This window comes from Stenotrophomonas sp. STEN009, assembly GCF_056760395.1.
Map to the genome: position 1 here is coordinate 95,601 of NZ_JBRRES010000005.1, position 22,406 is coordinate 118,006.

The window sequence follows — 22,406 nt, forward strand, 5'->3', positions numbered from 1 at the left end:
AGTCGGGCGGCGAATCGCGCCACCTGCCCTCGCATTCCGCCGGGCATGGCCCGGCGCCACCAGACACAAAAAAGCCCCGACCAGGGCCGGGGCTTTTCATCAAACATGGTGCCGGAAACAGGAGTCGAACCTGCGACCTACGCATTACGAATGCGCCGCTCTACCAACTGAGCTATTCCGGCCGAGCACGCGATTTTACGGGCTCCCCTGCCCGGTGGTCAATCCACCCTCGGTCAGCCTGCCTCCACCCGGTTCGCGCACGCCCGCCCGGCTGCGAAATCCGCCAGGTTGCCCAGCGTGATCGCCGAGATCTCCTGCAGGGCCTCCACGGTGAAGAAGCCCTGATGGCCGGTCACCAGTACGTTGGGGAAGGTCATCAGGCGCTGGAACGCTTCATCGTCGATGATTTCCCCGGAGAGATCCTGGAAGAACAGCGCGCTTTCCTGCTCGTAGACGTCGATGGCCAGGTGGCCCAGCCGGCGTGATTTCAGCGCGCGGATGACCGCATGGGTGTCGACCAGACCGCCACGCGAGGTGTTGACCAGCATGGCACCCGCCTTCATCTGCGCCAGCGACGCATCGTTGATCAGGTGATGGGTATCCGCCGTCAATGGGCAGTGCAGCGACACGATGTCGGCGCGGGACAACAGCTCGGCCAGAGCCACGTTCTCTCCCAACGCGGCGAAGGATGCCGATGGATAGGGATCATGGCCCAGCACCGTGCAGCCCAGGCCCTTGAAGATGCGCGCCGTCGCCACACCGATCTTGCCGGTGCCGACGATGCCGACGGTGCGGCCATGCAGGGTGTGCCCAAGCAGGCCATCGAGCATGAAGTTGCCTTCGCGCACGCGGTTGTAGGCGCGATGTGTCTGCCGGTTGAGGGTCATCACCAGGGCCAGTGCGTGCTCGGCGACGGCTTCAGGCGAGTAGGCCGGCACGCGCGCGACGAACAGGCCCAGCGACGTCGCAGCGGCGAGATCGACGTTGTTGAAGCCGGCGCACCGCAGCAGCACGGCACGCACGCCCTGCGCGTGCAGGGCCTGCAGCACAGGGGCATCAAGACGATCATTGACGAACACGCAGACGGCGTCGCAGCCCTGTGCCAGCGTGGCGGTATGCAGGTCGAGCGAGGCATCGAAGTAGACGAACGCGAAATCCTGTTCTGCGGCGCCGCGCTGATTGGCCTCGTCAAGAAAGCGACGATCATAGGGCCGGGCGCTGAAGACTGCGATCTGCATGGAGGGGCCTGGGTGGAATTCCATGCCGAACGATACCGCAGCAGCGTGCGTCCTGGGACGGCACCGGCGATGCAGACATCGCCGGTGCCGCCGGCCACTCAGAACCGGTAACCCAGGCCCAGCTGCACACCATTCTGCAGCTGTCCGTCGCGGCGCTCGCCCACATAGTCGACCATCACCGACAGCCGCTCGCTGGCCCGGCTGGTCACACCCAGGTTCCAGCTCAGCACCTGTTCGCCCACCGTCTGGCTGTTGCTGCCGAACACCAGATCCGGCGCCGCCGCAAAGCCGGTGCTGTAGCGGGCCTGCGTATCCCCCAGCTCCTTCTGCCACACCACCCGCGCCCGCGGGGTGATGCGCTCGCCGTTGTTGCCCTCGAAGGTCTTGAACAGCTGCAGGCCCGCACCGACCCGGATGCTCTCCAGGCTGCCGCCACGCCCGGCCAGCGCCGCCACGCCCTGCCCTTCGTTGAACCGCGTCGCGGAGGTGCGCGCATAGTCCACCACCGGCAGCAGCGGCTGGATCACCACGCCCTTGCCGCTGGTGAAGGAGAACGCATGTTCCACCCGCGCGGAGATCGCATCGTTGCTGTACTTCGCACGCAGCGGGTCCTGCAGGCCCTCGATGCCGGCGATGCTGCGCCGGGTGTCGTGGCGCAGGTCGGTGTAGCGCACCGCCGCGGACAGATAACCGCGCGCGTAGATCGCGTCCAGGTAACCGCCCACATCCAGCGCACGCACGTCGCCGGTGAAGCTGGAGGCGCCACGGGCCTTGGTCGACATGTCCGCGGCCGCCACGCTCACGCCCAGGCCGACACGGTCATCGGCCAGGCGCGCATCGGCACCGACCACGATGCCGCCCACGGTATGGCTCATCCCGGCCACGCCGGCATCGGCATCGATGCGGCCATGGCTGGCGAAGCCACGTGCCCACAGACCGTGGCCACGCTGGCCATCACCGCTGGCCCCCGCACCTGCTGCCGTCGGCTCGACCAGATGCATTGCCAGCTGGTTGAACAGGGTGCCATGGCGCATGCCCGGCTGTGCCGACATCGACTGCGCGACCTGCGCGGCCAGGCCATCGGCATCGCCACCGGCACTGCGCATCGCCGCCTGATGCTGCTGGACCACGTTGCCGATGCTGCTCAGCAGGGCGTTGTCAGCCAGGCGCAGGGTCGCGTGCGCATCGCCACGCAGCGCACCGGCCTGCTGCGCGACCACGTCGCGGTCGGCAAACTGCAATGCGCCCAGCAGCGGCTTCAGGCCACTGTCCTGGCGATCGGATGCAGCTCCCAGCACACGCCCCAGGTCATCACCGGACGGGCCGTTGGCGAACAGATCCCACTGGTCGAAGCCCGGGTTGGCGGTCAGCCACAGACCGTCGGCCGTCTGCCTGACATTGAAACTCAACAGCGAGTTGTGGCGCGGACGGAACACCTCACCGCCGCTGATGCTGGCGCGGTAGCCAGTGTCGCCCAGCCGCACGACCTCCTGGAAGCCATCCTGGTAGATCGGGCCTTCAACCAGATCGCGACGGAAGTCCTTGCTGTAATAGCCCTGCGCCACGTTCAGTTCAAGGAAGGCGCCCTTGGAGATCACCAGCGCGCCATCGAGCACTTTGTTGGTGGACGGGTCGAAGAAATTACCCACGCGCACGCGACCACCGGCACTGCCGCCGCTCTCGGTCACGTCGAACAGCACTTTGCCGCCGGGCATGATGTTGACGTAGCCATGGGTGACCAGATCACCTCCGCGCGGCATCAGCGTGCCGAACACGCGCAGGCGGTTGAAGCCATCCTCGCGCCAGGACGGGCCGGTGCCACCCAGCAATGCAGTGCTGTCCATCGCCGTGCCCGCCACGTCGCCGTGGCCGACCAGCATGCCCGCACCGAGCACACGCACTTCCGGGGCACGCAGGGCGCCACCTTCCAGGGCGATGGTGCCATTGTCGACCAGCATGAAGTCCGCACCGGTGGTTGCGGACGAGCGCCAGACAGCGCCATTGGCAATCCGGATCACGCCCATCGAATCGTCCAGCGTGGACGCGTCCAGATCGCCCAGCCGAAGCTTGGACAGCAGCAGGGCCTGCACGCCGGGATCGCTCAGATAATCCTGCACCGAACCAGCGCCGATGCCCTGCGGACCCGTGCTGGAAAGGTTGTAGATGGTCAGTGCGTAGGAAAAGTACGCCGACGGTCGATCGGTGCTCCAGCGCGCGAAATCATCATCGACGAACGTCTGCAGCTGGCGTCCCGTCCGCAGGTAGCCCGGATTGATGTCACCGGTGACGTCCGCAGTGACATTCAACGTATCGCCCGGATCACGATAGCCGGTTGCGGTGATGATCCGGTTGCTGTGAATGTCCTGCCCAGGGAACGACTCCAGCGCGCTGCCGCTGCCATCCGGATCGAACGTGACCGACGTACCGGGGGTGCGCGCAGGATCGCGAAACACCAGCAGACCGTTGGGCTTGACCACTTCGTACATCGCCTTGTGCAGCAGCCCAGCATCCATGCCGCCGCCGTAGTTGCCGGTGTAGATCTGGGTCATGCGCGGCGACGGCTCGTAGATCACATTGCTGCCGTTGTTGGCCGCATGGATCTCCACCGAATCGACAATCGGCAGATCACCGGCAAGATAACGCTCCACGCCACCGGACTGCATGATCGAGCAGGACGAGATGCAATGGCCCGACACGATGGTGTTCAGGCCGGACGTGCGGATCACCCCCTGCAGCCACTCGCCGGCGATCAGCGCGCCACCGTTGGAGGTACGCAGCACCACCTCCCGGATCGGCCGCCCCTCGGCCTGCGCCTTGGCCAGCAGCGCCGGCAGCGAAACGACGTCGGCGAAGGTGACGCCACCGCTGAGGAAGATGCGGTCTCCCTGCACGTGATAGTTCATTGCCATGGCGTCATCAGCCTTGACCATGACGCCAACACCAATCAGGCCGGCCAGGGCCAGACTCAACTTGGACTGCTTCATACCGTTCTCTCTCCCCCCGCAACACGCGGACGGCAAGCTAAACGTCAGAGCGGGAGGCCCTCCCCCGCTGCATGCCATGGAAAAAAATGAACGGATTCAGATCAAGTTGGCAGTTAAAACTGTGGCTGAGTTAGCGCTCTTGAACGCTTTTACAGGAGAAATACAGCCTCCGGCAAAGTTAAAAACGCAGAAAGGGCGGTAACACCCCCAGTGGCCATCCGGGTGAAAGGTGAACGAATTCATGATCGACACGTGCAGGCTGGCGGCTCTTCCCCATCCGGTCATCGTCGCGTAAAACTCGGTGACGCCCCCCCCCATCGTTGCCCGAGGCCAGCCCTGTCCGCTTCGTCCCCCCTGATCCATCGCGCACCGGATCCGCCTGGGCCTCCGGACGCCTTCATCACGTTCGTAAGGGAAGAGCGCGCGCCGTTGTGCACTTTCCTGCGTACCCGTGGGGTGGGCCCGGAGGATGCGGAGGACATCGCCCAGGACTGCATGGAACGGTTGATCCGCTATCGCGCGCACGGCACCGAGGAACTGCGCCTGCTGCTGTATCGTATCGCCCGCAACCGCCTGGCAGACCGCGGCCGCTCGCCGCAGGCGAGACCGCATCTGTCGCTGGCCGAGCGCGATGGCAGCGACGAGCCCTCCAGCACGTCAGCCGACCCGCTGCGCCAGGCCGAATCCGGGCAGATGCTCGCCCTGCTCCGGCAGGCCCTGTTCAAACTGCCGGAGCGCGCGCGCGAGGTGTACCTGCTCAACCGGATCACCGGGATGAGCTACACGCAGATCGCGCAGCACTGTGGCATCACCGCCAAGACCGTGGAAAAACACATCGCCCGTGCACTGCAGGGCCTGCGCCAGGAGCTGGGGCCACACCCGCTGCACAACGACAGGGACAACGAATGATCAGCACCCGGCACACGGAAGAGGCGGGAGTGTTCGAGCGCGCCAGCGCCTGGGTGGCGCGCCTGGAGGCACACGACTGCACGCCCGAGGAACGCGAGCGCTTCGAAGACTGGCTGGCGGAGGACACTCGCCACGTCAAGGCGTGGGTACAGGCCGAAACGCTCTATCAGCAGAGTGCGGGCCTAGCCCAGGATCCCTGGCTGCGCACGGCGGCGGCGCGCGCCGCGCATCCGGCCCGGCGCCGCTGGCTGCCCGGCGTCGCTGCTGCGGCGGCGCTCTGTCTGGCCATCGGCATGGGCTGGATGGTCGCCACCGATGGCAATCCCACGCCCCGCATCTATGCCAACGACAGCCTTGCTCCCCGCCAACAGACGCTGGCCGATGGCAGCTCCGCCATCCTGGACGCAGGGACCACGTTGACCGTGCGCATGGGCTGGCGCCATCGGGAACTGGTCCTGGAGCAGGGTCGGCTGCAACTGCAGGTGGCACCGTCGCGCAAGGCCCTGCGCGTGCAGGCAGGCAACAGTTCGATCCGCGATATCGGAACCACCTTCCAGGTGGAGCGCCTGCGCGACGGCCATGTCGAGGTCGCCCTGCTGGAAGGCGCAGTGGAGGTCACCAGCGGCAGCGCGCAGCACACGCTGGCCCCGGGCCAGCAGCTGCAGGTACTGCCCTCCGGGCGGATCCAGCCGGGCCCTGCGCTCGCCTCGACCGAAGCGGCTGAGGCGTGGCTGCAGGGACGGCTGGTGTTCGATGCCACTCCCCTGGCGACCGTGGTCGAACGCATGAACCGCTACGGCCGCACGCAGATGGTGATCGCCGATCCGGAGATCGCCAATCTCGCGGTCAGCGGCACCTTCCGTGCAGGCGACGCAGAGGAACTGCTGTCTGCACTGGAGCTGGGATGGTCCGTTGCCGGCCAGGCGCGCCCGGATGGCGCGCTGGAACTGCGGCGTACCTACTGAGGAGAAAGGCGGTGATGGCAGGACCGGGCGCGCTGCAGTGGGGGCTGCTCCGGGGGCTGCTGTGGGTCATGTTCGGCGCTGCCAGCGCCGCGCCGGCCCACGCCGGCCAGCAACCCGCCAATGTCGACTACCACATCGCACCCGGCCCGCTGGCACCGGCACTGCAGCAATGGGCACGCCAGAGCGGCATCGCCCTGGTATTCGACGCCCGCGAGCTGACGGGCCTGCACACCCCCGGCGCCGACGGCCGACAGGCACCGGCGATCGCTCTCAAGCAGCTGGTCTCCGGGATGCCGGTGAACATCCTGCGCACACCCTCGGGGGCGTTCGTCATCCGCCGCGTCGCTGCTTCTGCCGCGCCCCCTGCACGTGCCCCGACCGTGACGTCGCCCAAGCCGCCGCCGCCCGTCGCACTGGCCCCCGCGCAGGTGGAACTGGCACCGGTACACGTCACCGGCAGCCGCCTGCCGCGCACCTCCGTGCAGACGACGCTGCCGATGACGATCATCGATCGCGAAGACATCCTGCGCAGTGGTTACGGCAGCCTGTTCGACCTGTTGCGACACCTTCCCGGCATGAACGGCCACCCGGCGATGACCACGTCGCGCGGCGGCGATTCGCAGTATCTGCCGGTGGGCGCTGCAGCCACCACCAGCCTGGATGGCATGGGGCCGCGTGCGACCCTGTTCCTGGTCAACGGCCGGCGGTTGCCACGCTATCCGATGGTGTCGCTGGAACAGGGCGGGCTCACCGATCTGGGCGGCATTCCCCTGAGTTTCATCGAACGCATCGAGCTGGTGCGCGGAGGCGCGTCGGCCATCTATGGTGCCGACGCGATGTCCGGCGTGGTCAACATCATCCTGCGCGAACAGGCCGAAGGCCCGGAGGCGACGGTGCAATCGGGCATCAGCAGCCGCGGCGACGCGCAGCAGAATCGCCTGCAGATCGCCAACGGCGGCGTACGCGAAGGTGGGGACCGCTGGTTCGCCGGCCTGGACCTGCATCGCATCGAGCACGTGGCCGGCGATCGCCGTGCGTGGCATGCGGAAACGTCGTTGTATCAGATCGGCGCGTTCTACGACGGCGCGTACATCCCCGCCGAACTCTGCGAAGGTCCCTTGATGCAGCGTGAGGATGGCTGCTGGTTCGACAGCGCGCGGCCGCGCTCGCTGCAGCCCGCGTCGGATACTGCCTCGGCCTACCTGCGTTACCGGCACGAGCGTGGCGAAGGACGCTACGCCTATCTGGAAGCACGTGGCAGTCACAATCGGCAGCGTTTCGACCTGGGGCCGACCGCCGTTGCCATCGGCCTGTACGGCATCACGTTCAACAGCGTCCTGCGCGAGGCCGGAAGCGTGCGCCCGCACGTGCGCGCCAGCGATGCCGACATCACCCTGGGTATCGGTCGCGAGCAGCAGTCACGCAGCTGGGATGCGGGCATCAGCGCGCAACGCAGCCAGGTCACCCTGGTCACGCCGGGCACCGTGCGCACCGAACCGCTGCTGCACGCCGCCGAGACACTGGACTACCTTCCCGGCTTCACCTCGCTGCGTGCGGACAAAGCGCAACAGCTGTTCCCCTCGATCCGCAATCGTGGACGCACTGACCAGTGGCAGGGCTGGTGGGGCATGCAGCGGCAACTGATGCAGTTGCCCGGAGGGCCGGCCCAGCTGGCCACCGGCGTCGATCTGCGCTACGAAGCATGGGCCTCGTTACCCGATCCGTTGTTGATCCAGGGCGATCTGGCACTGGGCCTGCCCCAGCAGCAGCGACGCCTGTCACGTCGCAGCGGAGCCACCTATGCCGAGGTCGGCCTGCCGCTCAGCCGCTCGCTGCGCATGGACGTGGCCGCACGCTGGGACCGCGATGGCGATTACCTGGCGTTCTCACCACGCGCGGGACTGCGTTGGAGTCCAACGCCCCACTGGTCGTTCCTGCTGACCAGCGGACAAGGCTACCGTGCGCCCAGCCTGTTCGAGCAGCGACGCCCCCCTGGCTACTTCGGCCTGGTCGCGCTGCCGGCCTCGCCGGGCCTGCCGCCCTGCGCACAGCCCGCGATCGACGGCAGCTGCCTGGTCAACGTGGAGGTCGCCGAGAACGACGCGCTGAAGGCAGAGCGTTCACGCAGCCATTCGCTGGCAGCCACGTGGACGCCCAACGACGTGTTCTCGCTGTCACTGACCCACAACATCGTCGAGCTGCGCAACGAGATCCTTGCCCTGCGGCCCACCGACGCGGCATGGAACCGCAGCACGTGGGAGCTGGATGACGAAGGGCGGCTGAGCAGTCTTCGCCTGTCCTTCGACAACATCGGCCGCACGACGTCGCGCAATTGGGTGATGCGCGGCGAATACCGCGTCGACACCGATGACACCGGCCAGTGGCTTTTCTCACTGGACGCGCTGAAACAGCAGGCGCTGCGCCGCGAACGAGGGCAGGATGGCAGCGTGGATCTTCGCGGCCATGCCACGCCGGCAATGGCCGCGATCCTCACCGTGCAATGGCAGAACACGGCATGGGACGTGGCATTGCGCGGCAACCAGGTGGGACGCACGCGCGCCTGGCTGCCCGGTGCGGAATGCCCCGATGACCAGCGCGAGATGAACCATTGCATGAATCCACGGCAGCTGCGCTGGAACCTGCACATGGCGCGCAGGTTGGGGCCGCGGGTGATCGCCGCGCTGGACGTGCACAACGTGCTTGACCGGCAGCCGGTGAACTATCTGGTCGGCAACGGCGGACAGTTGCCGGGTTTGGATGATCCGCTGGGCCGCTATTTCCTGCTGACCCTGCAGTTCCGTTGAGGCCGCTGGCATCCACACGCGGGTGACACGGGCGGCACGCTAGGGTGGGCGCACGCCCACCGTGAGGTACGTCATGCGTCCTTCGATCCGCCCGGTCGTCTGCGTACTGGCCCTGTTGCTCAGTGCCGGCGCGGCATGCGCCGACTCGCCCGCTTCGACCCCTGCGCCACCGGACCAGGCCTGGCAGCCGCTTTTCCAGCAGGTCCAGCGCGCACATCTGTTCCCCGACCAGAAGACCTTTGCCGATGCTGTGCCGCGGCAGTCGCCGGCTGCACTGCTGGCTGACTGGCAGCGCGCGCAGCGAGAGCCTGGCTACACGCTGCAGGCCTTCGTCGACAGGGCCTTCGACCTGCCCGGTGGACCTGCGCCCTACGTCTCACCCGCCGGCCAGAGCCTGCGCGCGCATATCGAAAGCCTGTGGCCCGTGCTGACCCGGCAGTCCACGGCGGTCGATCCCCATGGCTCGCTGCTGCCGCTGCCGCACGCGTATGTGGTGCCCGGTGGACGCTTCCGCGAGGTGTATTACTGGGACAGCTACTTCACGATGCTGGGACTGGCCTCCAGTGGCCGCTGGCCCCAGGTCCGCGCGATGGTCGACAACTTCGCGTGGCAGCTCGACCAGTACGGGCACATTCCCAACGGCAACCGCAGTTACTACCTGAGCCGCTCGCAGCCGCCGTTCTTCAGTCTGATGGTGACCCTGCTGGCCGCGCACGAAGGCGATCAGGCGTACCGCCGCTATCTGACACAGCTGCGCACCGAGCACGACTTCTGGATGCGGGGCGCCGATGGCCTTGCGCCCGGCCAGGCACGCGAGCGCGTGGTGCGCATGCCCAATGGCGACCTGCTCAACCGCTACTGGGATGCTCGCGCGGTGCCGCGTAGCGAATCGTGGACGGACGATCTGGCGACGGCGGCACAGGCACCGCAGCGGGCACCCTCGCAGGTGTACCGCGACCTTCGCGCCGGCGCCGAATCCGGCTGGGATTTCAGCTCGCGATGGATGGACGACCCCAGTGCACTGTCCAGCATCCAGACCACGTCGATCGTTCCAGTCGACCTGAACAGTCTGCTGTACCACCTCGAGCAGACCATGGCCCGGGCCAGCCGCGTGGCCGGCGACCGCGCATCGGCCCGCGACTACTCGGCCCGGGCCGAGGCCCGACGCACGGCCATCAATCGCCTGCTGTGGGATGCGGCGCAGGGCTGGTATGCCGATCATGATCTGCGCAGCGGACAGCTGCGCCCTGCCCTGACCGCTGCCGCGCTGTATCCGTTGTGGTTGAAGATCGCCACCGATGAGCAGGCGCGACGCAGCGCCGACGCAGCCGAAGCACAATTGATGCGTGAGGGCGGCCTGCTGACCACCACCCTCGTCAGCGGCCAGCAGTGGGACGCGCCGAACGGGTGGGCACCGCTGCAGTGGGTGGCCGTCGATGGCCTGCAGCACTACGGTCAGGAGCGCCTGGCGCGGCAGCTGGGAGTGCGCTTCCTGCGCACCGTGCAGTCCGTCTACGATCGGCAAGGCAAGCTGGTGGAGAAGTACGTGGTCGATGGCTCCGCGGGCGGAGGGGGTGGCGGCGAGTATCCGCTGCAGGATGGCTTCGGCTGGAGCAACGGGGTGACACTGGCACTGCTGGATCGCCTGTGCCCGCGGCAGCAGACCTGCGAGAACGCGGGCGACGTCGAGTAGCTAGCGCACTGATCGTGCGATTGCGTACTGCGCCGCGTAGTAGGTGGACAGCACCAGCAGGCTTGCCAGCGGCAGGCCACCGGCGAAGCGGTCCCAGGCCAGCAGTGAATCGCTGGCGACGAACAGCAGGGCGCCGGCTGCCGCCCAGCGCGCACTGCCCGCTTCGACAGCGTCCGGTCGCGGGCGGGTCCACTGCCGTGCCAGCGCCAGGATCGCCATGCACGCCAGTACCACCACATAGGCCAGCACAGGGATGCGCATCGGCGCCGGCAGATGCGGCCATAGACCGGACACGTTGAGCGCGGCGAACACACCCAGAAGTCCCCCTGCGGCGACCAGGCCGCGACCCGCGCGCAGACCATCGCGGAAGGCGACGATGTAGCAGAGGTGGGCCAGCAGGAACGCCAGCAGGCCGGGGACGAAGGCATCCATCGGCAGCATGAGCGCGATGTCGCCTGCGCACGAGAGCAGCATGCCCGCCAGCACCGCGCGCCGGTACGATGGCGATCCAGCAGGACGCACCTGCCATACCATCGCCGCGATCAGCAGGGTCGCTGCCGGCTTTGCCAGCCAGTGCAGCCAGCGGCCTTCGCCGGGCAGGAATGCACCGACGATGGCCAGCACCGCCAGCAGCAGGACCGCACTGCCGCCCAGGCGTGGTCTCATCGCGGCTTCCACAGCTCGGCCAGCTGATCCGGGCGGCCGGGAATGCGCTCCAGCACCGGATACTGCAGGCCACCGTGATAGTCGATCCGGATCGGCACGATGCGGTCGAACTGCTTGACCAGCAGCGTGATCGGCGCCTTGTTGGTGGCGGCAACGGCAACCGCGTCCTTCAACCGCTCGCTGCTGTACTCGCGGTCACCGATGGCGATCACCTTCATGCCCGGCGCCAGGCCTGCGTTGAAGGCGGGACTGTCCCAGATCACGTCGCCGACCACACCGCTGTCCATCACCGTCGCACCGAGCGAGTACGCCAGCAGCGCCGCCTTGGCGCGTTTTTCCTGTGCCTTGTAGGCATCGTTCGGCGCGTCGCGGTAGACCAGCTTCCAGCCGGCCAGTTCCAGACCGCCGGTCAGCGATCCGTGGCCGTCCAGGCGCTGCCGCAGGAAGCCGGCCCAGTCGTACGGAGCAATGGCGTTCAAGGTCGCCACCACGTCGTCGAACGTATACGGATTGACGTCCCAGTCACCGTTGCCTACGCCAAAGAAGGCACGGGCAAAATCATCCAGGCTGCGCCGGTTTCCGGTCAGCGCGCGCAGCCTGCCCTCCACTTCCAGCCACAGCATCTGGCCGCCGGAGTAGTAGTCCTCGCTCATCTGGTAATTGCGATACGGCAGTGTGCGCCGCTGGGCGATGGTCGGGTCGTTGGTGGTGTCCTGCAGTGGCCGCCAGGCCAGTCCCGGGCGACCGCGATCATAGGTCGCCGCAACATTGGCCAGCATGTCGCGCGCCTGATCGGTGGACCACAACCCCGAGCGGGCGGCCAGCACCTGGCCCCAGAACTGGGTCTGGCCTTCGTACACCCACAGCAGGCTGTCACCCATCGGAACGTTGAAGTTGTCGGTTGCCAGGTCCGCGCCACGGCGATACTTGCCGTTCCAGGAATGCGTGTACTCGTGCGGCAGCAGGTCACGCATCCAAGCCGAGTCATCCCACTCGGTGAAGTAGCCCGGCGCAGCGCTGTTCTCGCTGGAGCGATGATGCTCCAGCCCGATGCCGCCCAGACGGTCGGTCAATGCCAGCAGGAACTCGTAATGGTCGTAGTGGCGCGCGCCGTACAAGCGGTCAGCCTGCTGCACCAGGGCGCGGTGCGCCTTGATCTGTGCCTCGGTCGGCTTCAGCGACTTCGCTTCATCGGCGAACACGTTCAGGTGCACCGGCGCCTTGGCGCCCGGGTCCAGATCGATGCGCTGGTAATGCTCACCGGCGAACAGCGGCGAATCGACCAGATGGTCGAAAGTGATCGGCTTGAACACCACCGTGTCACCGTCGCGCCGGACTGTTTCGAGCGCGGTGGCATAGCTCCAGCCCTTCGGCAGGGTCACGCTGGCCTGGGCCTGCAGATGGCGTGCATCAACTCCGGCCGGATACAGCGCGTTGGCGTTCCACTGCAGGTTGAGCATTTCCGGCGTCATCACCACGCGGCCCTGGTTGCCGCCCTGCGAGGACAGGAAATCGAACTGCGCCACGATCTCGCTGACGCCCTCCGGCACATCGACCTTGAACGCATAGACGTTGTACTGGTCGCGCTGCCAGGCCAGCGGCTTGCCATTGGCCGTGACGCGCAGGCCAGCGAGCTTGTCGATCGGGCCGGTGGGCGAATGGTTGCCGGGAATCCACTGCGGGTACAGCAGGGTCATCGGGCCGGGTTTTGCCGGCACGGTGGCGGTCACCTTGAAGATGCGCCGGGCCAGATCGCGCGCGTCCACGTCGATGCGCAGCAGGCCGTGCGCAGCGGCATCGGCCGGCGGCGGGCTCTGCGCCAGCGCGGGTGTGGCCGCCAGCGCGAACAGCACGGACATCACCAGGGCACGGGTCTTCATCGGGCGGCTTCCAACAGCGGAGAATCCTCCGATGCTAGGCCTGTGTGGTGCGCGGCCCCATGGCCAAAGGTCATGGGCGGGCTGCCCATCCGCGCATGCCCAAAAGCGTGCGAACCAAGGTTCGCACCCACCTTGTGCTGGTTTGCACCCACCAGAGCGGTTTTTGCACCCACCAGAGCGGTTTCAGTAGATCCACGCCGTGCGTGGACGAGGCCTTTCCCGGTCAGTCGATCAGGCGCAGGCGCAGTTCCTTCGGCAGCGCGAACACCATCGATTCCGGCTCGCCATCAAGCTCGGACACACTGCCCGCGCCCAGTTCGGCCAGGCGCGCAAGCACGCCATCGACCAGCACCTGCGGTGCCGACGCACCGGCGGTGACGCCGATGTGCTGCTTGCCCTGCACCCAGGCCGGGTTGATCTCATGGGCGCCGTCGATCAGGTAGCTCTCGACGCCTTCGCGCCGTGCCAGCTCGCTCAGCCGGTTGGAATTGGAGCTGTTCGGGGACCCGACCACCAGCACCAGATCGCAGCGCTTGGCCAGGTCACGTACCGCGTCCTGCCGGTTCTGCGTGGCGTAGCAGATATCGTCGTTCTTCGGCCCCTGCATGGCCGGGAAGCGCTCGCGCAGCGCGTCGATGATGCCGCGCGTATCGTCCACGGACAGCGTGGTCTGGGTGGTGTAGGCGAAGTTCTCGGGCTGGTTGATCTGCAGCGTGGCGACCTGCTCCACATCCTCCACCAGGTAGATCTGGCCGGTACCGGCTTCCTGGTTCCACTGCCCCATCGTGCCTTCCACTTCCGGATGGCCCGCGTGGCCGATCAGCACCACGTCGCGGCCCGCACGGCAATGGCGCGCCACTTCGAAGTGGACCTTGGTGACCAGCGGACAGGTAGCATCGAATACCTTCAGGCCACGACGCTCCGCTTCCAGGCGCACTGCCTGCGATACACCGTGGGCACTGAAGATGACGGTGTTGTTGTCCGGCACCTCGTCCAGTTCCTCGACGAAGATCGCACCGCGCTGCTTCAGATCATCGACCACGAAGCGGTTGTGCACCACCTCATGACGGACGTAGATGGGCGCGCCGAGCGTTTCGATCGCGCGCTTCACGATCTCGATCGCACGATCGACACCGGCACAGAAACCACGCGGGTTGGCGAGCAGCACATCCATCAGTTCAATCTCCCGGCAGCGGCCGGCTTACGGTTTCGGAGTGGCATTATCCGCCTTTTTGGCGGACCTGCCGTCGAACAGGCCGGTCAGGGCGATGCCGATGGCACCGACCACGATGGCCGAGTCGGCGATGTTGAACGCCGGCCAGGTATAGCTGCCAACGTACCACTGGATGAAATCGACGACATGACCGTGCACCTGGCGGTCGATCACGTTGCCGATCGCCCCGCCGATGATCAGCGCATAGGGAACGGCGGCCTTCCAGTTGCCACGGGCGGTGCCACGCAGCCACCATGCCATCAGGCCGCTGATGGCGATCGCCAGCGCCGTGAAGAAATACTTCTGCCAGCCACCGGCGTCGCTGAGGAAACTGAATGCGGCACCGGTGTTGTAGGTGCGATACCAGTTCCAGAAGCCATCGATGACCACCACCGGCTGGAACTCCGGCAGGCTCGACAGGACCCAGGCCTTGGACCACTGGTCCAGGCCGATGATGGCCGCCGACAGCAGCAGCCAGACCAGAGCGTTGGGATGCGGACGGGCGGCGCTCATCAGAACCAGCTCCGAACTTCGCCAGCGCCGTCGATGTTGCTCACGCAACGGCCGCACAGTTCCGGGTGATCGGCATGACTGCCGACGTCGGCGCGGTGATGCCAGCAGCGCACACACTTGGCCTTGGTGGTCGGCTGGGCACTGACGAACACCTCGTCGGTGGTTGCCGGACGCACCTGCACGTCACCGCTGATGAACAGGAAGCGCAGTTCGTCGGCCAGCGGCTGCCAGCGCGCCGCCTGCTCTTCGCTGGCGGCCACGGTGATCTCGGCCTCCAGGGCGGCGCCGATCGCGCCGTTGGCACGCATCGGCTCGAGCACCTTGGCCACCTGCTCGCGCACGGCCAGCAGCTGGTCGAAATCGGCAGCGTTGAGCTGGGCATCCGCCGGCAGCGGCGCCAGGCCCTCGTACCAGGTGGTGAACAGCACGTGGCCGGTGCGCGTGCCCGGCAGGTAGCCCCACAGCTCGTCGGCGGTGAAGGTCAGGATCGGTGCCACCCAGCGGGTGAACGCCTCGGCGATGTGATACATCGCGCTCTGCGCCGAACGGCGACCGTGCGAGTCGGTCGGCATCGTGTACAGGCGGTCCTTGGTGACGTCCAGGTACAGCGAGCCCAGGTCCACGCTGCAGAAGTTCAGCAGCAGCTGCACGATCTCGGCCATGTTGTAGCCGTCGTAGGCCGCCTTGATCTTCTCCTGCAGTTCCCACGCGCGATGCACGATCCAGCGGTCCAGCGCGACCATCTGGTCGAGCGGGCGCAGGTCCCGGGCCGGATCGAAACCGTCCAGGTTGCCGAGCAGGAAGCGCGCGGTGTTGCGCAGGCGACGGTAGGCGTCGGCATTGCGCTTGAGGATTTCCTGCGACAGCGACATCTCGTTGCTGTAGTCGGCCGAGGCGATCCACAGGCGCAGGATGTCCGCGCCCAGCTTGTTCATGATGTCCTGCGGCTCGATGCCGTTGCCCAGCGACTTGGACATCTTGCGACCGTGCTCGTCCACGGTGAAACCGTGGGTGAGGCACTGCTTGTAGGGCGCGCGCCTGTCGATTGCCACGCCGGTCAGCAGCGACGACTGGAACCAGCCGCGGTGCTGGTCCGAGCCTTCCAGGTACAGGTCGGCCGGCTTGCCGAAGCCACGCGCGGCCAGCACGCCTTCATGGGTGACACCCGAGTCGAACCAGACGTCGAGGATGTCGGTGACCTTCTCGTAGTCGGCCGCTTCTGCGCCCAGCAGTTCGGTTGCATCCAGCGAGTACCACACGTCGATGCCCTCGGCTTCGACACGGTCGGCAACCTGCTGCATCAGCTCCACCGAGCGCGGGTGGATCTCGCCGGTCTGGCGATGGGTGAACAGTGCGATCGGCACGCCCCAGGTGCGCTGGCGCGAGATCGTCCAGTCCGGACGGCCATCGACCATGCTCTGGATGCGCGCCTTGCCCCAGGCCGGGAACCAGCCGACGGTGTCGATCGCGGCCAGCGCATCGCTGCGCAGGTTGGCCTTGTCCATCGAGATGAACCACTGCGGGGTGGCACGGAACACCACCGGCGTCTTGTGGCGCCAGCAGTGCGGATAGCTGTGGCGGATCGGGTGGAAGGCCAGCAGCGTGCCGTTGTCGCGCAGCACGCCGATGATGGCCTCCTGCGCCTTCCACAGGTGCTGGCCGGCCAGTACCACGTCACCGGCCGGCGGCGTCGATTCCAGGTACACGCCACGGCCATCGATCGGCGTCACCTGGCCGGCGTTGTACGTGTCGAGCAGGCCGTACTTCTGGCTGACCACGTAGTCTTCCTGGCCATGTCCGGGAGCGGTGTGCACCGCACCGGTACCGTCTTCGTCGGACACATGGTCGCCGTTGAGCAGCGGGATCGCGCGCCCGGCATAGAACGGATGCGACAGCAGCTGGTTTTCCAGTGCAGCGCCCGTGGTTTCGCCGTGCAGTACCACCTCCTCGACGCCGTAGCGCTGCAGCGCACGTCCAGCCAGCGCAGCGGCAAGCACCAGCCAGCGGCGCTTGCCGTTGTGCGCCGGACCTTCGGCCAGCACGTAACGGATGTCCGCACCCAGCGACACGGCCAGCGACGCCGGCAGCGTCCACGGCGTGGTGGTCCAGATCGGCACCGCCACGTCCACATCGGCCGGCACGCTCACGCCGAATGCCTGGCCGATGGCCTGCGGATCGCGCGCGGGGTATGCCACGTCGATCGCCGGCGATTCCTTTTCCTGGTATTCGATCTCGGCTTCGGCCAGCGCCGAACCGCAGTCGAAGCACCAGTACACCGGCTTGGCACCCCGCACCAGGTGGCCATTGGCCACCACCTTGGCCAGTGCGCGGATCTCGTTGGCCTCGAAGTCGAAGCTCAGGGTCTTGTACGGGTTGTCCCAGTCACCGGTCACGCCCAGACGCTTGAAGTCCACGCGCTGGATGTCGATCTGCTCTTCGGCGAACTCACGGCACTTCTGCCGGAATTCAACCGCATCGAGCTTCACGCCGACCTTGCCCCACTTCTTTTCCACCGCGATCTCGATCGGCAGGCCGTGGCAGTCCCAGCCGGGCACGTAGGGCGCATCGAAACCGGCCAGGTAGCGCGACTTGACGATGATGTCCTTCAGGATCTTGTTGACCGCGTGGCCCAGGTGGATGCGGCCGTTGGCATACGGCGGGCCGTCGTGCAGCACGAACAGCGGGCGGCCGGCGGCGTTGTCGCGCAGCTGCTGGTAGAGCCCCTGCTCCTCCCACCGCGCCAGAATGCCCGGCTCGCGCTTGGGCAGGTCGCCGCGCATCGGGAAATCGGTGGCTGGCAGGTTCAGGGTGGTCTTGTAGTCCTGGCTCACGCAGTGGCTCGCAATCTATGTTCGGAAAGGATGGCGCGCGCCTGCTCGGCGTCGCGGTGCATCTGGTCGGTCAGTGCCGCCAGATCATTGAACTTCTCTTCGTCACGCAGCTTGGCGACGAATTCAACGTCGATGTGGCGACCGTACAGGTCACCCTGGAAATCGAACAGGTGGGCTTCCAGCAGCGGCTCCACGCCCTCTACCGTCGGCCGCGTGCCGAAGCTGGACACCGACGGCCAGGGCTGGTCGAACACACCGTGCACCCAGGTCGCGTAGATGCCCGACAACGCCGGGGTCTTGGGGAAACGCAGGTTGGCGGTCGGGAAGCCCAGCGTGCGGCCGAGCTGGCGACCACGCACCACGCGCCCGCTGATCGCGTAAGGGCGACCGAGCAGATCGCCGGCCCGGGCGAAATCGCCGGACTGCAGCAGCTGGCGGATGCGGGTACTGGAAATGCGCTCGCCGTGCAGGTCGACCGCCTCGATCTCGCCCGCGCTGAAGCCCAGCTCGCCACCCAGCTTCTGCAGCAGGGCCAGATCACCGCGGCGACGGTTGCCGAAGCAGAACTCCGGCCCGATCCACACTTCGCGGGCATTCAGTCGCCGCACCAGCAGCTGGCGGACGAAGGTTTCGGCCGGCATCGCCGCCATCGCTGCATCGAAGCGCAGCAGCCCCACCGCGTCCACCCCCAGCTCGCGCAGCATCTCGACCTTGCTGCGTGCCAGCGTCAGGCGCGGTGGTGGTGTGCCCTGGGCGAAGAACTCACGGGGCAACGGTTCGAACGCCACGGCCACCGCAGCCACGCCCAAGGCGCGCGCGCGCGCAACGGCATGCCGCACCAGTGCACGATGCCCCAGATGGAGGCCGTCGAATGCACCGATGCAGACCACGCTTCCGTTGGGGAACAGCTCCCCGCCCTCGACGCTTCTGAACAGCCTGCTCATCAACTCCCGTTCCGGCCCACCCGGGGCCGCCGCTTCAATGGTGTAACCCTGAAGTATAGCCGCCGCAGGCGACGATCAATGCCCGCGCAGGTCGCGCGGGCGGAAGCCCATGGCCAGCATCGCCAACAGATAGGTCAGGCCACCGCCCCCCACCAGCAGGATCAGGCCGCCGATCCGGTGCCATTTGTCCATCCCGGTGAAGGCCGGCATCCAGTACAGCAGGGCCAGCAGCACGCCGACCATGCACGCGCACGCCACCAGCAGCCGCACGAGGTAGCTGCCCCAGCCCGGCAGGCGCTGGTAGACATCGGTCTTGCCCAGCCAGTACCACAGCAGGCCCAGGTTCAGGTAACTGGACAACGCACTGGCAATGCCCAGCGCCAGATGCAGGCCGGGCTGCTTGCCGATGGCCGTCATCACACCCTGCGCCTTCAGCGCGTCCGGCACCATCACCTGATACAGCACGGCCAGCAGGACGAAGTTGAACACCATGTTGGCCACCAGCGCGGCCACGCCGGCACGTACCGGGGTGCGGGTATCCTGGCGGGCATAGAAGGCCGGCAGGACCACCTTCAACAGGGCGAAGGCCGGCAGGCCGAAGCTCAGGCCATACACCGACAGCGCGGTCATGCGGGTGTCGAAGGCGGTGAACTGGCGGTACTGGAACAGCGTGGCGATCAGCGGTTCAGCCAGCAGCACCAGGCCCAGCATGGCCGGCACCGAGATCAGCAGGGTCATGCGCAGGCCCCAGTCGAGCGAGCGCGAGAAGCCCTCGCGGTCGGTGCTGACGTGGTGGCGGGCCAACGCCGGCAGGATCACCGTGCCCAGGGCCACGCCGAACACCCCCAGCGGCAACTCCAGGAAGCGGTCGGCCAGGGACAGCCAGGACTGCGAGCCATCCGTCAGCTTGGCCGCGATCAGGGTGTCCAGCAGCAGGTTGATCTGCGCCACCGAGGAACCGAACAGGGTCGGCACCATCAGGGTCAGCACCTTGCGCACACCCGGGTGGTTCCAGCCCCAGCGCGGCAGGGTCAGCAGATTGATCCCCTTGAGCGAGGGCAGCTGGAACAGCAACTGCAGGATACCGGCCGCCAGCACGGCCCAGCCCAGCGCCAGGATCTGCTTTTCCGGGGTGCCGCCGAGTTGCGGCGCCAACCACAGCGCGCCGGCGATCATGCACAGGTTGAGGATGACCGGGGTCAGCGCCGGCATCGCGAAGCGCTGGAAGCTGTTCAGCGCCCCGCCGGCCAGCGCGGTGAGCGAGACGAACAACAGGAACGGGAAGGTCAGGCGGAACAGATCGACCAGCAGGGTCTGTTTGACCGGGTCGGTATCAGCGCCACTTGAGAACGCCACCGCCAGCTGGGGAGCGAAGATCAACGCCAGCGCGGTGACCGCCAGCAGCGTCCCGCCCAAGGTGCCCGCCACGCGTGACATCAGTTCGCGCAGTTCGGTGTGGCTGCGGGTCTCCTTCACCTCGGTGAACACCGGCACGAAGGCGGTGGCGAAGGAGCCTTCGGCGAACAGGCGACGCAGGAAATTGGGTACCCTGAACGCCACCCAGAACGCATCGGTGACCGCATTGGTGCCGAACGTGGTGGTGATCACCTGGTCCCGGACAAGTCCGAGCACCCGCGAGACCATGGTCATGCTGCTGAACGACAGCAGGCCCCGCAACATCTTCGGTGAACTCACTCAACGTCCCTCTTGACAATCGACTTGACGTACATTTCCCGCGCCATCATACTAGCCAGCTTGCTGTTCCCATAACACCGATTTTTTCAGGAAACCACCACCGTGGCCAATATCAAGTCCGCCAAGAAGCGCGCCAAGCAGACCGTCGTGCGCAACGCGCGCAACGTGGCTCAGCGCTCGATGCTGCGCACCGCTGTCAAGAAAGTGATCAAGGCGCTGGACGCCAACGATGCCGCCGGCGCCGAAGCCGCCTTCGCCGTTGCCCAGCCGATCCTGGATCGCTTCAGCGCGCGTGGCCTGATCCACAAGAACAAGGCTGCTCGCCACAAGAGCCGCCTGAACGACCGCATCAAGGCCCTCAAGGCCGCCTGATCCGGTTGCCGCCGGGGCTGCCGTCCCGGCGACACGCAAAAGCCCGGCTCCGGCCGGGTTTTTTGTTGCCTGCACTCCGGGCCCTGCCCGCCTTCCGTAGAGCCGAGCCCATGCTCGGCTGCTGCCTGCATCGCAACCAACAAAAAAACCCGGCCGAAGCCGGGCTTTTCTGGCGGGAGCCACAACGCCCTTACTGCGCGTTGCGGGCCTCCAGCTCCTCTTCCTTCTGCCGATCGAAGAAGGCCATGATCCGGCTCATGATCGGGAAGGTACCTTCGCGCCCCAGGGCGGACACCAGGAACCAGGGCTCCTTCCAGCCCAGCTCGGCCACGATCTGTTCGGCCGCCGCCTTGGCCTCGTCCTCGAACATCAGGTCAGCCTTGTTCAGCACCAGCCAGCGCGGCTTTTGCAGCAGTTCCGGATCGTGCTTTTCCAGCTCGCGCTCGATCGCGCGCACCTGCTCGACCGGGGAGATACCTTCCACGCCACCCTCCATCGGCGAGATGTCCACCAGGTGCAGCAGCAGGCGGGTGCGCTGCAGGTGGCGCAGGAACTGCGCGCCCAGGCCGGCACCGTCGGCCGCACCCTCGATCAGGCCCGGAATGTCGGCAATCACGAAGCTGCGGTAGTTCTCGACCTTCACCACGCCCAGATTCGGGTACAGCGTGGTGAACGGGTAGTCGGCCACCTTCGGCGTCGCCGCCGAGACAGCGCGGATCAGGGTGCTCTTGCCGGCATTGGGGAAGCCCAGCAGGCCGACGTCGGCCAGCAGCTTCAGTTCCAGCTTCAGCGTGCGCTCTTCGCCCGGCTCGCCCGGCAGCGCCTGGCGCGGCGAACGGTTGGTCGAGCTCTTGAAGTGCATGTTGCCCAGGCCGCCCCTGCCGCCCTTGGCCACCAGCAGGCGGTCGTTGTGCTGGGTCAGGTCGCCGATGATTTCATCGGTGGCGACGTTGATGACCACGGTGCCGACCGGCACGGTGATGGTCAGATCTTCGCCACCCTTGCCGTAGGCCTGCCGGCCCATGCCGTTCTCGCCGCGCTGCGCCCTGAAGATGCGGTCATGGCGGAAGTCGACCAGGGTGTTCAGGTTTTCGTCGGCGCGGATGTACACGCTGCCGCCCGCACCGCCGTCGCCGCCGTCCGGGCCGCCGAGCGGAATGAACTTCTCGCGACGGAAGCCAATGCAGCCGTTGCCGCCGTTGCCGGCGAACACTTCGATTTCTGCTTCGTCTACCAGTTTCATTGTTTCGATGCCTGCGATGGGCGCGGCCAACCTGCCGTCGCCTTGAATGTAATGCCAGCCGATGGCGGGCAACCCGGCGCAGCCGGTCTTGCTTTTTACTCTAACGAAAAGCCCCGCCGAAGCGGGGCTCTTCATGCAGCATTCCCATGCCGGGGCACGGGTGCCGGCGGATGCCTGGATCAGGCTTCGGCCGAGACGATGCTGACGGTGCGACGCTTCTTCGGACCCTTGACCGAGAACTCCACCTTGCCGTCCACGAGGGCGAACAGGGTGTGGTCACGGCCCAGGCCGACGCCGGAACCCGGGTGGAACTGGGTGCCGCGCTGGCGCACGATGATGTTGCCTGCTTCGATGGCCTGGCCGCCGAAGATCTTGACGCCGAGGTACTTCGGGTTGGAGTCGCGACCGTTGCGCGAGGAGCCTACGCCCTTTTTATGTGCCATGACTGCTTCTCCT

16 protein-coding genes and 1 tRNA gene are annotated in these 22,406 nt (G+C 66.8%); 5 read left to right on the top strand and 12 right to left on the bottom strand.

Features of this window, described 5'->3' with window-relative positions:
- Nucleotides 1-106: 106 nt before the first annotated feature.
- From ACVOMM_RS03815 to ACVOMM_RS03825, 3 genes are all read right to left on the bottom strand, one after another.
- A tRNA-Thr gene (locus tag ACVOMM_RS03815) sits at nt 107-182 on the bottom strand.
- Between the two features lie 51 nt (nt 183-233).
- Nucleotides 234-1,238, bottom strand: a complete 1,005-nt coding sequence (locus tag ACVOMM_RS03820) for a 2-hydroxyacid dehydrogenase (RefSeq protein ID WP_481525905.1) — start codon at nt 1,236-1,238, stop codon at nt 234-236.
- 98 nt (nt 1,239-1,336) lie between these two features.
- A complete protein-coding gene (locus ACVOMM_RS03825) occupies nt 1,337-4,222 on the bottom strand; it encodes an autotransporter domain-containing protein (RefSeq protein ID WP_481525906.1) in 2,886 nt (961 codons plus the stop codon).
- Nucleotides 4,223-4,651: 429 nt separating this feature from the next.
- On the opposite strand from ACVOMM_RS03825, the gene ACVOMM_RS03830 reads away from it, so the two are divergent.
- The 4 genes from ACVOMM_RS03830 (at nt 4,652) to treA (ending at nt 10,593) form a co-directional block, all read left to right on the top strand.
- Nucleotides 4,652-5,131: an RNA polymerase sigma factor gene (locus ACVOMM_RS03830; protein ID WP_229765781.1), complete on the top strand. Its 480-nt coding sequence runs from the start codon at nt 4,652-4,654 to the stop codon at nt 5,129-5,131.
- Nucleotides 5,128-6,096 carry a FecR family protein gene (locus ACVOMM_RS03835; protein ID WP_128989422.1) on the top strand — a complete coding sequence of 323 codons (969 nt, stop codon included), beginning with the start codon at nt 5,128-5,130 and terminating at the stop codon, nt 6,094-6,096. The genes ACVOMM_RS03830 and ACVOMM_RS03835 overlap by 4 nt, the downstream gene beginning before the upstream one ends.
- Before the next feature lie 14 nt (nt 6,097-6,110).
- A complete protein-coding gene (locus ACVOMM_RS03840; protein WP_180875435.1) occupies nt 6,111-8,900 on the top strand; it encodes a TonB-dependent receptor plug domain-containing protein in 2,790 nt (929 codons plus the stop codon).
- Nucleotides 8,901-8,973: 73 nt separating this feature from the next.
- Entirely contained in the window at nt 8,974-10,593 is a 1,620-nt protein-coding gene (gene treA, locus ACVOMM_RS03845; protein ID WP_481525907.1) for an alpha,alpha-trehalase TreA, read from the top strand.
- On the opposite strand, the gene ACVOMM_RS03850 is transcribed toward treA, so the two are convergent.
- The 7 genes from ACVOMM_RS03850 to murJ form a co-directional block, all read right to left on the bottom strand.
- On the bottom strand, nt 10,594-11,259 hold the full coding sequence (locus ACVOMM_RS03850; protein ID WP_481525908.1) for a lysoplasmalogenase: 666 nt from the start codon (nt 11,257-11,259) through the stop codon (nt 10,594-10,596).
- Nucleotides 11,256-13,139, bottom strand: coding sequence for a M61 family metallopeptidase (locus ACVOMM_RS03855; protein WP_481525909.1), 1,884 nt, complete (start codon nt 13,137-13,139; stop codon nt 11,256-11,258). The genes ACVOMM_RS03850 and ACVOMM_RS03855 overlap by 4 nt, the downstream gene beginning before the upstream one ends.
- A 223-nt stretch (nt 13,140-13,362) precedes the next feature.
- Nucleotides 13,363-14,313, bottom strand: a complete 951-nt coding sequence (gene ispH / locus ACVOMM_RS03860) for a 4-hydroxy-3-methylbut-2-enyl diphosphate reductase (protein WP_053516117.1) — start codon at nt 14,311-14,313, stop codon at nt 13,363-13,365.
- 27 nt (nt 14,314-14,340) lie between these two features.
- Nucleotides 14,341-14,865, bottom strand: coding sequence for a signal peptidase II (gene lspA / locus ACVOMM_RS03865; protein ID WP_065174616.1), 525 nt, complete (start codon nt 14,863-14,865; stop codon nt 14,341-14,343).
- A complete protein-coding gene (gene ileS / locus ACVOMM_RS03870) occupies nt 14,865-17,696 on the bottom strand; it encodes an isoleucine--tRNA ligase (RefSeq protein WP_065181117.1) in 2,832 nt (943 codons plus the stop codon). The genes lspA and ileS overlap by 1 nt, the downstream gene beginning before the upstream one ends.
- Nucleotides 17,693-18,640 carry a bifunctional riboflavin kinase/FAD synthetase gene (locus ACVOMM_RS03875; RefSeq protein ID WP_053516122.1) on the bottom strand — a complete coding sequence of 316 codons (948 nt, stop codon included), beginning with the start codon at nt 18,638-18,640 and terminating at the stop codon, nt 17,693-17,695. Before ACVOMM_RS03875 ends, ileS begins: the two co-directional genes overlap by 4 nt.
- A 75-nt stretch (nt 18,641-18,715) precedes the next feature.
- On the bottom strand, nt 18,716-20,320 hold the full coding sequence (gene murJ, locus ACVOMM_RS03880; protein ID WP_481525914.1) for a murein biosynthesis integral membrane protein MurJ: 1,605 nt from the start codon (nt 20,318-20,320) through the stop codon (nt 18,716-18,718).
- Between the two features lie 117 nt (nt 20,321-20,437).
- On the opposite strand from murJ, the gene rpsT reads away from it, so the two are divergent.
- On the top strand, nt 20,438-20,707 hold the full coding sequence (gene rpsT, locus ACVOMM_RS03885) for a 30S ribosomal protein S20 (RefSeq protein ID WP_005408560.1): 270 nt from the start codon (nt 20,438-20,440) through the stop codon (nt 20,705-20,707).
- A gap of 190 nt (nt 20,708-20,897) precedes the next feature.
- Here the strand turns inward: rpsT and cgtA are convergent, their stop codons facing one another.
- Nucleotides 20,898-21,950: an Obg family GTPase CgtA gene (cgtA, locus tag ACVOMM_RS03890; protein WP_065181115.1), complete on the bottom strand. Its 1,053-nt coding sequence runs from the start codon at nt 21,948-21,950 to the stop codon at nt 20,898-20,900.
- Nucleotides 21,951-22,129: 179 nt separating this feature from the next.
- A complete protein-coding gene (rpmA, locus tag ACVOMM_RS03895) occupies nt 22,130-22,393 on the bottom strand; it encodes a 50S ribosomal protein L27 (protein WP_053516127.1) in 264 nt (87 codons plus the stop codon).
- Nucleotides 22,394-22,406: the final 13 nt, after the last annotated feature.